At 33.4% G+C, this 12,934-nt stretch carries 12 protein-coding genes; 2 read left to right on the forward strand and 10 right to left on the reverse strand.

Annotated elements, in window-relative coordinates; translation table 11 throughout:
* Positions 1-132: 132 nt before the first annotated feature.
* From ACZIYX_RS08685 to ACZIYX_RS08730, 10 genes are all read right to left on the reverse strand, one after another.
* Entirely contained in the window at positions 133-1,536 is a 1,404-nt protein-coding gene (locus ACZIYX_RS08685) for a Fic family protein (protein ID WP_462681822.1), read from the reverse strand.
* A 513-nt stretch (positions 1,537-2,049) separates the two neighbouring features.
* Positions 2,050-2,760 carry a TIGR04283 family arsenosugar biosynthesis glycosyltransferase gene (locus ACZIYX_RS08690; protein ID WP_462681823.1) on the reverse strand — a complete coding sequence of 237 codons (711 nt, stop codon included), beginning with the start codon at positions 2,758-2,760 and terminating at the stop codon, positions 2,050-2,052.
* Positions 2,761-2,793: 33 nt separating this feature from the next.
* Positions 2,794-3,507 (reverse strand): DUF547 domain-containing protein, encoded by a 714-nt coding sequence (locus tag ACZIYX_RS08695; protein ID WP_462681824.1) that lies wholly within the window; start codon positions 3,505-3,507, stop codon positions 2,794-2,796.
* A 402-nt stretch (positions 3,508-3,909) separates the two neighbouring features.
* On the reverse strand, positions 3,910-4,797 hold the full coding sequence (locus ACZIYX_RS08700) for a DUF547 domain-containing protein (protein ID WP_462681825.1): 888 nt from the start codon (positions 4,795-4,797) through the stop codon (positions 3,910-3,912).
* A gap of 216 nt (positions 4,798-5,013) precedes the next feature.
* Positions 5,014-5,982, reverse strand: a complete 969-nt coding sequence (gene arsM / locus ACZIYX_RS08705) for an arsenosugar biosynthesis arsenite methyltransferase ArsM (protein WP_462681826.1) — start codon at positions 5,980-5,982, stop codon at positions 5,014-5,016.
* A gap of 57 nt (positions 5,983-6,039) precedes the next feature.
* Positions 6,040-6,852, reverse strand: a complete 813-nt coding sequence (locus ACZIYX_RS08710; protein ID WP_462681827.1) for a purine-nucleoside phosphorylase — start codon at positions 6,850-6,852, stop codon at positions 6,040-6,042.
* Positions 6,849-7,469, reverse strand: coding sequence for a TIGR04282 family arsenosugar biosynthesis glycosyltransferase (locus ACZIYX_RS08715; RefSeq protein WP_462681828.1), 621 nt, complete (start codon positions 7,467-7,469; stop codon positions 6,849-6,851). Before ACZIYX_RS08715 ends, ACZIYX_RS08710 begins: the two co-directional genes overlap by 4 nt.
* Complete coding sequence (locus ACZIYX_RS08720; protein WP_462681829.1) at positions 7,466-7,963, reverse strand: rhodanese-like domain-containing protein; 498 nt, start codon at positions 7,961-7,963, stop codon at positions 7,466-7,468. The genes ACZIYX_RS08715 and ACZIYX_RS08720 overlap by 4 nt, the downstream gene beginning before the upstream one ends.
* An 18-nt stretch (positions 7,964-7,981) precedes the next feature.
* Positions 7,982-9,043, reverse strand: a complete 1,062-nt coding sequence (gene arsS, locus ACZIYX_RS08725) for an arsenosugar biosynthesis radical SAM (seleno)protein ArsS (protein WP_462681830.1) — start codon at positions 9,041-9,043, stop codon at positions 7,982-7,984.
* A 124-nt stretch (positions 9,044-9,167) separates the two neighbouring features.
* A complete protein-coding gene (locus tag ACZIYX_RS08730) occupies positions 9,168-9,503 on the reverse strand; it encodes an arsenosugar biosynthesis-associated peroxidase-like protein (RefSeq protein ID WP_462681831.1) in 336 nt (111 codons plus the stop codon).
* A 270-nt stretch (positions 9,504-9,773) separates the two neighbouring features.
* On the opposite strand from ACZIYX_RS08730, the gene ACZIYX_RS08735 reads away from it, so the two are divergent.
* Together ACZIYX_RS08735 and ACZIYX_RS08740 are read left to right on the forward strand one after the other, a co-directional pair.
* On the forward strand, positions 9,774-10,784 hold the full coding sequence (locus ACZIYX_RS08735) for a LacI family DNA-binding transcriptional regulator (protein WP_462681832.1): 1,011 nt from the start codon (positions 9,774-9,776) through the stop codon (positions 10,782-10,784).
* Positions 10,785-10,919: 135 nt separating this feature from the next.
* Complete coding sequence (locus ACZIYX_RS08740) at positions 10,920-12,623, forward strand: glycerol-3-phosphate dehydrogenase/oxidase (protein ID WP_462681833.1); 1,704 nt, start codon at positions 10,920-10,922, stop codon at positions 12,621-12,623.
* Positions 12,624-12,934 lie beyond the last annotated feature (311 nt).

Genomic DNA, 12,934 nt, shown 5'->3' on the forward strand with positions numbered 1-12,934 from the left:
AATAGGAGTTCCTTTAAGACTCTCTATTACTAAATTGGAAATAAAAATAGTAAATGACTCAATATCACCTTCAACACTTGCTTTTTCTAATGAATTCATATATGCTTTTCGTTCTTCTACTGGAATCACTGTCTAGGGATATCCGCCTGATGCGAGCATTAAATTCATTAAAAATCTAGCCATTCTTCCATTGCCATCCATATATGGATGAATGTATACAAAGATAAAATGGCAAAGTACAGCCCGGACTCCTGCATTACTTTCGTTTTCCAACAATTCGAAAAGGATTGGCATTGCATCTCTTACAGCTTCTTTATTCAAGGGAACATGTTGTGATTGTGAAATATATACTTGATTTGTTCTATATCCAGCCAAATCTGAGGTCTTTAAAATTCCAACTGTAACACTAGGAGCGAATAATTCTTGGTACCATTTGGTATGGTCCTGATCCGTAACAGTCCCTGAATTGGTGCCATTTAGAATTTTTTTAATACTACTTTTTATTGATTGGGTGGCTTGCCAATAACCTCTGGCAGCCATTGTGTCTCGTTGATTTCTGTCTTCATTATTTTCTTCAATATTCCAATTACCACTTACTTTTTCAATTAGGTCCACAGATACGGTGTATCTTTCAATAGATAAAGAATGGTATGCATCAGTCAAATATATTTGGTCCACCGAGTTTAAATATTCTTCATGATTTTTGGCAAGTCCTGGACCTTCTGGAAAATATTTAATTACAACTTTTCTGTATTCTTCCCACATGATTTTTAATCTATTTGCATATGGAGACTTTTCTCTAAAGGATAGTCGAATAGGTAGTTTGTTTTCAAAAGGGTCTATTTCTCTCACATCGAAATCTGCCATTTTCATTGTAGAAACAATTTCGTCAGCTATTCGAATTTGACCAATATTCCGAAAAGCTCCAGCCAATCTGCCGGCAATTACTGAATGGGAGCCATCTAATAGTTCTTTAAGTAATTCAGATGAGTCAGGAATTAATGCCAAAACAGTTCTCATGTCGGTCGGATTTTTTTCGAACATTGTTAGCGAACAATTAATTAACGCAGAAGTAATAGTTAACATTCTTATTCCGTTTACTTCTATTATTTCCGCTGTATTTGGTAATGGAGATTTCATTTCAAATAATGAGGTATTATGTAAAAGGGGGATGTTCTTATTTGGTGCTTTAGGGCTACGAATAATTAATTGACTTGGAACTGTGTTATTGCCTGAATGCATTAAAATAGATTGCTCTGCAGAAATACAATAAGCATTGTTATATTTATCTTTTAAATATCTTGAACAAAATTGCCAGTATGATGTGTACCAAGACGTACTATCCCCTAAATTCTCATTTGGATTTGCTGCTATATACCAACCTTTGGCGACTTCTTTTAAAAATCCATTTTTGGTAAGTCGTTCGCGATGTGTTCTGTTTATTTCAGATGTTTTTATTGCTACAATGTTTTGTTCTTTTTGAATTTCACGAAGAATCTGAAGTGATGCTGCGAGTTTTTCTCCTGGTGTAGCCATATGAATAAATACTGTTTTAAAATTTAATTGCAGTTCTATTTTTTGTGCTAAATCTAGCCTAGTGAGTTGTGCTTTAATTAGCCTTACATGCTGAATGTAAATTAGCCTTACATGACGTGTTAAAATTAGCCTTGCATGCAAATACACTAAAACTTATTCAAAATAAATGATTTATAACTGAATTGTTCAAATGTATGCCAACAACGTTATATAATTACCAAGGTACTCATATCTCTTCATTATTAAAAATATAGTTACCTCTATATTTTTAAAACCCTAAAGTAAGTTACTTTTCAGAAATGGGATTACAGACATCCGTATCGAGGGGTTATTTTCTAAAAAAAAAAGAAGCAACGACCTTTCAGGACTTAAGGTTATAGAGAGCTGAGGTTCTCGAAGTCCACCCTTCGAGAACCTCAGGATTCGTAATGCTTACATAGTGGGCTGAGGCTACTCGAAGCTCCATGTCGTTAATAATAGTATAAAACAGCCAAAAGCTTTTTTTGATAAAAATCAAGAGGCAACTTTATCTTTATAATATTGATATAACTCTTGCGAAGAGGCCCCCATCCATCTGCGCAAATGAATATTTAAAAAGTGATATTGTAAACGCCACACACCAACCTCGTTATAACGCCGTGCAGAGGTAATCACATTTTTTGGGATGATAACAAATGTATTTATTGCAAAAAGGCGATCTACCAGATCATTATCTTCATAAACAATATACGACTCGTCGTACCCGTCGATTTTTTTAAAAAGAGAGGTAGTAATAAACTGGCTTTGATCTCCTCCCCGGCATCGCTTACTTTTAAATTGGGTTAACCAACCAAGAAAACGTAACCACCAGTGATTAGAATCAAATTTCATTCTAAAACAACCGGCCTCATTGCCCTTTTGTACTTCTTCAATAATAAACTTATCAAAACTTTGCGGCGGAAAAGAATCTGCATGCAAAAAATATAAGATATCTCCTATAGCAATAGCCGCGCCAGCATTTAATTGCCTGGCACGACCTTTATTAGAAGAAATAATACGAATCGGAATTTTTTTATCCTTTGAAAAAGCGGTAACTATATCTACAGAACCATCTGTACTACCCCCGTCTACAACAATAATTTCTTCTATATTTTTTGTAGAATTAAAGGAATTAATTAAATGAGAAATCAGATTATTAATAGTTTCTGCTTCATTTAAAATTGGGATAACGATAGATATTTTCAATTTTATATAAAATTCTATTAAACAGCTATAAATTTACTCATTTAAGCTCCAATCATATTCTTTATATCCTTTTTTTGGTTGGTTTGCTATTTTTACGTTGGCATATCGGTTTATAAAATCTGTAACATCACCCCCATTTACCTTAAAATCTTTTTTGTACCATGTGAAAATTTTAGAAACATTAACTTCCTCTTGGGTAATTATATTTCTGGCAGGATCATTTATAAATTTTTTGGTTTGTACATCTAGTGCATTATTAAGATTATCTGCTGTATAGGCTCTGTTCCAAACTACAGGACAGGAAAAAGAAGCACAATTAATGGCAAAATGAATCCTTGGATCTCCAAATTTTCTAAGGATTTTGTGTTCTAACTCCCCCAGACTATACCATTCTCCATCTATTTTAAAGAATTTTTTATCCCAGGGATCCTCCAGATCTTTAATACTTTTAATTGGGTAACTATCAATCACAAGCTTAATAGTATATGCATTATATGCATTGATCCAGTAGGCCAGTTTTTCTTCTCTGGTCCAGTTTTCTTTTGGGGTGTTTTCAGAAAGTCGGGCAAAATAGGCATATAATTGTGAGCTATCCCTCATAAAACCATTGTAATCTACTTTTCCATCTTCAGATACATTTAATAAAAGGGCTTGATCCCATACATTATGGTCAAAATTGTTTTGTCCTGTAATAATGTTAAAAAACAATGTAAGTATTGCTAGTGCTATAAATTTTGGAGCTTTCATTTTTATAATTGTTTATAAACCGTTTTGGTGTGTTTTTTCTTACCAAAAGTGATTGTTTTTAGTATCATTTTTAGTAGTAGATTGAACCAAAAACTTACAGTAAAGGCATATTTTTTATGAGTAAAAAGAATATTGTATATTAAAACAACACATACTGCATTTGTATTGTGACACAAATATTTTTGCAAATAATAAATTGATTATAAGTATTTTAAATGATTTTTAAAATACTTAAGCATGAATCAAAATCTAAAGAGAGCAGATAGTTTTTTAAGGTAACTTTAACCTTTTTGAAGTGTAATTAGGATACTTGTTTTTGGTTAAGTTCTAAAAAGGATATTAAACCTTCAAGGTTTCCAAAAAACCTTGAAGGTTTAGAGGTGTTGCTATAGATACCAAAAGTTATTCATTAAGCTTCCAATTATATTTTTTAAAGCTTTTTTGAGCATTATTATGGATACTGATTTTTGAATATGTGTTTAGAAAATCGATTAAAGTCCCTTTGGTTTTAAAATCTTTGGCAAACCATGTAAATATTTTAGAAATTTCAACCTTATTTGCAGAGATGGTATTTTTTTCGGGATTATTAATAAAATCAATGGTTAGATTCTCTAGTTCCTTATCTACATTTTGGGCAGTAAAAGCTTTGTTTAGTAACTTAGGACAAGATACAGAAGCGCAGTTGATTCCAAAATGGATTCTGGGGTCTTCTATTTTTCTTAAGATATTATGTTCTATATCATTAAGGGAGTACCATTTTGTGCCAAGTTTAAAAAAACGTAAATCCCAGGGGTTTTTGATATCTTTTATGCTGTTTACAGGATAATTGTCTAGTATTAATGCAACAGTAAAGGCATTATATACATTTATCCAATATGCTAATGTATCATATCTGCTCCATTGTTCTGTAGGGATATGTTTTGCTAAGGTATTTAAGTATATTTTTAATTTGGATCCGTCTTTTTTAAAGCCTTTATAGTTTACTGCTCCATTTTGGGAAACATGTTTTTGTAGTAATGTATTCCATATTTCATGATCAAAAGCTTCAGGAGGGATAACAGGTTGAGTTTTTGGTGTAGCAGATTTTTCTTCAGGGGATCCTGTTTTTTCAACTAGCAAATCTGTGGCTTTTTCTTCTATAGGTTTGGTTATTTTGAGGGTGTCTTTTTCTGTCGTCGTATCTGCGGTACTATTTGTTTTCTGAACTATTTTTTTAATTCCGCCACAGGCGAGAAATAATGCTAAAGACAAGACGAAAACTACTTTTTTTAGATTTGCAAATAGTGCCATACGGTACAGAATATAAATATCTGAGTTAGATTAATTTGAAATGCTGGTTTTTGATACAAAATTCTTAGCAGAGTTTCATTACCATTAGACGTATTTCAGATTAATTAAACCCGGGTTAAACGGTATTATACTTTTATAAATAAAAGCAAAAAAGAAGCCAAAAACAAAAATGAGTTTTTGACTTCCTGGGTTTACAAATAGTTAGTCATCCTTTTTTTAACAGCATCCGCCTCCATCATAATGGTAGGTAGATTCGCTAATAAATATATCATTTCTGCCCAAACTTGTCAATGCACCAGCAGTTTTATCACATATTGCGATAGGTTGGTTTTTGAGTAGAACGTGTCCTTTTTTATCATCAAAATAATCCTGATCGCCATAGTATATAGCTGCTTTACCGGTAAATACACAAGGACCATCTGCGGGCATAGGATCTTTAATTGCGGCAACTTCTATAGATTCTATATAAATAAGTTCGTTGGTATCATAATGGTTGGGATCCAGAATTCTGTATGGTTTTCGGGCTCTTATTTCTATAGTTCCAAAACCAACATCGGTTAATGCTTTTACATATTCGGCGATTGGCAAACTACCACTTAGGCAAAGAGCTCTTAAACGTTCGTCATTACGTAAATTATCGTTCATTGGTTGCTCACAGGTAGGATCGCTCATTACTAATCTGCCATGTGGTTTTAATACCCGATACATTTCTTCGATTGCTTTTCGCAGGTCTTCTGCTTTAAAGATATTGAACAGGCAGTTTTGTGCTGCCACGTCTATACTGTTATCGTCTACAGGCAGATGTAGTGCGTCTCCATGTCTTAGATCCACAAATTCACTTTTAAACCAGTCATTTTGTTCTTCGGCTTCTTTAAAATTTTTACGAGAGGCTTCTAGCATTTCCTTAACGACATCTACCCCAATAACACCACTTTTTTGACGAGAAAAGTAGGCAAATTGCAGCAATTCCATTCCACCACCAACACCTACATATAAAATTTTAGGGGTATTGGTTAAATCTCTGGCATTAACCGTACTGCCGCACCCATAATTCATTTCTTGCATGATTTTAGGTATTTTAAGACCGGGTAGTTCCCAAATAGGATTTGTAGTACAGCACAAGCCGACATCCGGGGTTAATGCTGCTTCTTTATACACATCGTGAGTGGTATCTAAATAACTCATAAATATAAATTTAGTATGTTTTTATGGTAAAAAACCATATAATGTTTATGGGTATTATTATAAAGATTTTATTAGTTCTTTAAATAATAAAATCATGTTTGGTTCTGCTTTTTCTGCCATTGCTATGATCTCATTAATATTAACCGGTTTTAGGTTATCGGGATCACACTCATCGGTTAGTACAGATACAGCAGCAACAGGTAACTCTAAATGGTTAGCTACGATTACCTCTGGTACTGTGCTCATTCCTACAGCATCGGCTCCTATGGTTTTAAGATATCGATATTCTGCACGGGTTTCTAATTGTGGCCCTACTACAGAGGCATATACTCCTTTATGAAGGGTAATATTATTATTTTTGGCAATAGATTCGATTTTAGAGTTAATATCCCGATGATAAGGTGCGCTCATGTCTGTAAAACGGCTACCCAGTTTTTCTACGCCTTTAAAAGCCAAAGGAGAACCTCCTTGTAAATTAATATGGTCGTCGATAAGCATTAACTCTCCCTTTTTAAAATGTAAGTTAATCGCCCCGGATGCATTAGAAACCAGTAATGTTTTAATGCCCAGTTTTTCCATGATTCTAACAGGATAGGTTACATCTTGCAGGGTATATCCTTCATATAAATGAAAACGCCCTTGCATGATAATAACGTTTTTACCTTCTAGTTTTCCGTATATTAATTTCCCCTTATGAAACTCTACTGTTGCGGTCGGAAAATTAGGAATGTGATTATAGCTTACTTCGTTAATAATTTCGATTTCATCGATCAATTGTCCTAATCCTGTTCCTAGTATGATTCCTACTTCCGGGTTTTCGAATCCTCTTTTTTGAAGGAATTCTGTGGTTTCTTCGATAAATTTGGTCATGATTTATGGTATTGGTCTATAAATTTCTGAAAAACGGCAATGTCTTTAATGTCCTCATAATAATCAATATCATTGCGCTCTTCTAATACTTTTAGGTTTTTTTCTTTAATATCTTTTAAGGTGTCTTTAAGAACAGTTTCTGTTCCCCAGGCTTTATTTTTAAATACTTGTGAATTTAAGGATTTCATTCCAAACAAATAGTATCCTCCGTCTTCTGCAGGACCAATAACATACTCATGGGTATCTAAAGCAAGAAATGCATTTTCAATATCTTTTTGGCTAAGATCATACATATCACTGCCTATAATAATGATATTTTCATATCCTTGTTCAAACCCTTTTGCAAAAGCATATTCCATTCTTTGTCCTAAATCATCTCCATATTGTTGTTTTTTAGAATAAATATTGGGGTTCCATAAGTCATTATCTCTGATTTGTACAGAATAATGCACTTCTTTTTTAACGTTTATATCCTTGGTTATCGCAACTGTATGTTGTAACAAGAATATATAAATATGTAATGCAGCTTCTTCCCCAATAGTATCTGCTAATCGGGTTTTGCATTTACCAAGTTCCGGATTTCGGGTAAATATTAAGAGTAGATTTTTTTCTTTCAATTCGTATATATTTTTATTCCTTTATGTAGCCAGATACCCCATTCTTTTGAGTACGTATGTACCTCATCTGTTTCTTCGTTTTTAGGGTTTATTACAGAATAATTTTGGTTTTTCCATTCAAAAATGCCACCGTATAAGTTATAAACCTTGGTATATCCAGCTTTTTTAAGTTTTTCTGAAACATCTTCAGACCGAATCCCTAAGCTACAATACACAACAATAGGAGAATCTTTGGGAATATTTTGTTTTATAACAGAATCGATCTTAAAATTGGTATACCCAACATGAATAGCATCTTGTAGATGGCTTATTTGATATTCTTTTTTTTCTCTGGCATCCAAAACAAATACCGTATCCTTAATTTTTTGCAGTTCTGAAACAGAAATGTATGGTATACTATGGGTATTATACTTTTTTAAAAGATCATCTAATGAATTTTGACCACTTGCAGTAGTAATATAAAGTAATGTAATCAGAAGGGTAAAAATTTTCATCCGGATTCTTATAATTAGTTAAGCAACGGTTCCCTGGCAGCTACTTCCTGCACCTGCAGTACAGCCATAGCAATGTTGTGAGATAATAATGTTTCGGTTTTGAAGCAACTCTTCGTTATACTCGCTTATGTGCTTTACTTTACTGGCTACTTTAAGATCTAGCATTTGGTTAAAATCACAATCATACAGCCAACCATCCCAGCTTACAGATATGGTATTGGTACACATTACATTTGCTACTGCCGATGGATTGTATGCCTCTACAAGGGCATACATATAATCTTCATAATTTTCGGAAGCAATTAAGTAATCTAAAAACCGACTAATAGGCAAGTTGGTAATAGCAAAAAGATTATGAAATTGAATATTAAAATCTTCGAGTAGTGCTTTTTTAAAATCTTTTTCCATAGCCACCTGATCTCCTGGTAAAAATGCTCCGGAAGGGTTATATACTAAATCGAGTCTTAAATCACTATCAGGCATACCGTACCCTCTATCATTAAGCTCTTGTAGTGCTTTTATAGATGCATCAAAAACACCATCACCCCTTTGTTTATCTGTTTTTCCTCTGGTCCAATGTGGCATAGAAGAAACCACATGTACATTATGTTTTTTAAAGAAATCAGGAAGATCGTAATACTTTTTGTTCGCTCTTATTATAGTTAGATTACTACGAACGATAAAATCTTTGATTCCGGCTTTACTAGCTTCTTCTACAAACCATCTAAAATTGGGGTTCATTTCTGGCGCTCCACCTGTTAAATCCAGAGTATGTGCTCCTGTTTTTTTAATAACCTCCAGACATTGTAGCATAGTCTCTTTTGTCATAATCTCTTTACGATCGGGACCAGCATCTACATGGCAATGTTCGCAAACCTGATTGCACATATATCCAACATTTATTTGAAGGATTTCTAATGTGTTAGGACGTAAAGGAGAGTGTCCTATTTCTGCAATTTTATCTGCAAATTTAGGGAGTTCACCATTAGCAAAGATTCCATTATTTAAAATCTCTAACTGCCTGTTTACATTTGCTAATTGGTCGTTTCGTTTATGTAAAGATTGTTTTGTTTCTGGCATCTTCTTTTCTTGGGTTATCTAATTAATTTGAAAAGAAATAAAACTCTTTCTTTTCGATACATTTCAGTTTATTTTAGGACGAGAAATGTGAGCGACTTTATGTACAAAAAACTACGTTGTACGATTACATCGAAAGTTTTTCGTATTTATTCATCATTTGTACACCATGTACTAACGTAGCACCACTTTCTATAGCAGCACCAACATGCACAGCTTCCATCATTTCTTCTTTTGTGATTCCTTTTTGCAGCCCGTCTTTGGTATAAGCATCAATACAGTAAGGGCATTTTACTACATGCGAAACGGCTAAGGCGATTAATGATTTTTCTCTGGCACTTAAAGCACCTTCTTCAAAAACTTTACCATAATAGTCAAAGAATTTAGCACCTAATTCTTCGCTCCATTCTGTTATTTTTCCAAATTTTCTTAAGTCGGCAGGGTCATAGTATGTTTTTGACATATTTTTTTTTTGAGTTACTGACATATTTTATATATGTCGTGAATATTATACAAATACTTACATTACAAATTATTTATTCCTTAATAAAAGGGCTAAAAAAATAAAGATAGGTAAGATAAAAAACCCGTATTAATAAACGAATTATTTTTTTACTAAAAATACAGGGGCGACATTATAAACTAATAATACAAGTAATATTACATTAAGAAAAAAGCTTAATTTAGGACCAAATTCCTTAAAAAACTACGGGGATTTGAAAAAATTGAGGTTATGAGGAAAAAAGTCACACTTAAACAGCTTGCAAGAGAATTAAATTTATCTATTTCTACAGTTTCTAAATCTTTAAAAAACGATTCAGAGATTAGTCAAAAAACAATTACCCGTGTACACGAACTAGCAGCTTTTTATAATTATAAACCAAATGCTCTGGCAGTAAGCTTAAAAAATAATAAGACTAAAACTATAGGGATTATCCTACCCGAAATTTTAAATCACTTTTTTGCAAAAGTATTATTTGGGATAGAAAAAGAAGCTTCAAAAAGCGGATATAAAATTGTGACATGTATAACCAACGAATCTTATGATAAAGAGGTGGGATATATAGAAATGCTAAACTATAGCAGCGTAGACGGTTTTATTGTAGCTTTAAGTAGAGAAACCCAGATAATTAATAAACTGGATCATTTTCAAGTTTTAAAAAGAGATCATGTACCTGTTGTTTTGTTTGACAGGGTTAGTGATGAGATTGATTGTGATAAAGTTATTGTAGATGATAAAGAGGCTTCTAAAAATGCATTTGAGTATCTGGTGCAAACAGGATGTAAAAAAATAGCAATAATTACCACGATTAGTAACTTGAGTGTAGCAAAATTACGATTTGAAGGAGCAAGAGAGGCTGCGACAAAAAACAATCAGGTTTCAAAAATAGAACTATCGGTTAAGGATTCGGATAACTTTGAGGCAGAAATAGAAAAATTCATCAAAAATAATGACATAGATGGCGTTCTTGGTTTAGACGAAACCGCTGCAGCTATAAGTATAAATATGTCTCATAAGTTAGGGCGCAAGATTCCTGAAGATATTTCTGTAGTAGGGTTTACAGATGGGTTATTGTCCAGACATACCTATCCAAAACTTACTACGGTCTCCCAACATGCAGAGGACTTAGGGGCAAAGACAGTTCAGATTTTAATTGACCGATTAGATAATCCAGACGAAAATTACAAGGCAAAAACAGAGGTTGTAAAAACATCTTTAATTATAAGAGAGTCTACTAATTAACGCATGTTTTGCTCCAAATTAAATTATATATTCAACATATAACTTTTAAGTAATAAATTACAACCATACCTGTTTCAATTAGGGTTTATGTTGCATAAAATATCGAGAAAGTTACAACTATCTAATAACTGTTCTATGAATAAAAATGTGCTTGCTACCCAAAAAAGCGATAGTATACGTTTTTCTGTTTTGGATCGGGATGTTCAACTACAAAATGCTATTGACAACAAATTTGACCTGATAGTTATAGGAGGAGGAGTTACCGGTGCAGGAATTGCTTTGGATGCATCCTCAAGAGGGTTAAAAGTTTGCCTTATAGAAAAAAATGATTTTGCATCGGGAACCAGTAATAAATCCACAAAGCTTATTCATGGCGGGCTTCGATATCTTAAACAAATGGAAATTGGTCTGGTAAAAGAATCCGGAAGTGAAAGAGCTTTGGTTCATAAACTAGCGCCACATCTTGTAGTACCCGAAAAAATGTTATTACCATTAATTGAAGGAGGAACTTATGGTAAAATCATGGCATCCATTGGCTTAAAGGTCTATGATTTTTTGGCTAATGTAGAAGGAGATGATAAAAGAAAAATGCTTTCTGCGCAAGAAACTCTGGATAAAGAACCTTTGCTTAACAAACAAGGGCTTACAGGAGGTGGTTACTATGCAGAGTACAGAACAGATGATGCCCGACTTACTATCGAACTACTAAAAAAAGCAGCTTCTTTTGGTGCAAATAGTATTAATTATTGCGAAATGACTTCTTTTAATTACGATCCGGATGGTAAAATCAAAAGCTTACAATGTCTGGATCATAACACCAACAAAAGTTTTACTGTTAGAGCCAGAAATTATGTTTCGGCAACAGGGCCATGGGCAGATCTTTTAAGAGAAAAAGACCATTCTGTTAACAACAAACATTTGCGCCTAACCAAAGGAGTACACCTTGTTTTTTCCAGAGAACGATTTCCTCTTACACAATCTGTTTATTTTGATGTACCAGACGGAAGAATGATTTTTGCTATACCCAGAGGTAGGGCAACGTATGTAGGTACTACAGATACAAACTATAATGCTAATTTGAACAGGGTGGTAGCTTTGCAAAAAGATGCAGAGTATTTGCTTACTGCAGTAAACCACATGTTTACTGGTTTACATCTTACACAAAAAGATATAGAGTCTAATTGGGCAGGATTGCGCCCTCTTATTCATGAAGATGGTAAAAACCCATCAGAACTATCCAGGAAAGATGAAATTTTTGTTTCAAAATCAGGACTCATTTCTATTGCAGGAGGAAAACTTACCGGATATCGTAAAATGGCACAAAGAACATTAGATGTGGTAATTAAAACCATGAGTGATAAAAGAAAAGATAGGTTTTCTAAGCCCTATACCGAAAAAATACCTCTAACCAGTTCGCCATTGGCAGATACTAAAGCTGTAAAATCATATTTGAATCAAATAACCAAAAAACTTAATGAACTAGGGATAAAAGATCCACATTGTGGTTGGTATTTAACATCAACCTATGGCAAACAAGCTGATATTATTATTCATAAAATGAACAGTTTTTTGGATACAGAAATCGCATACCGATTAATCAGGGCAGAACTATGGTATTGTATACATTATGAAATGGCAAATGGTATTGCAGATTTTTTTGTAAGAAGAACAGGAAGATTGTATTTTGACATCTATAGTGTATATAAGTACAGAGAATTAGTACAAAAAGATTTTGTAGAGTATTTGGGTTGGGACAAAACACGTTTGCAATCTGAAAACGATTATATGGATCTCCTAATTAAGGACGCTACTACATATTACCAAAAGGAAATAGATTAAACCCAGATTATCAATGTCGTTAAGTTAAGAATTTAAACTATTGATTTAAAATTTGTTAATGGTGGATTCCGTTCTTCAACGGAATGACAAAATAACCAAAACACAATGCTTTCTGCTTGTCATTCCAACGTAGGTTGGAATCCATGATGGAAGTAAAGCAGTATTTTGCTTTTACAGATGTTTAATCCTCAAAAAGATACAACTTAACTTAACGACATTGCCCAGATTATGCAATAGAAAATCTATTTCATCTGTGATCTACTGCAAACACTGTCGCCTTGCTTTGTTTTTCACTTTAACCATAGCCCTTC

The sequence above is a fragment of the Aquimarina sp. genome, assembly GCF_977115655.1.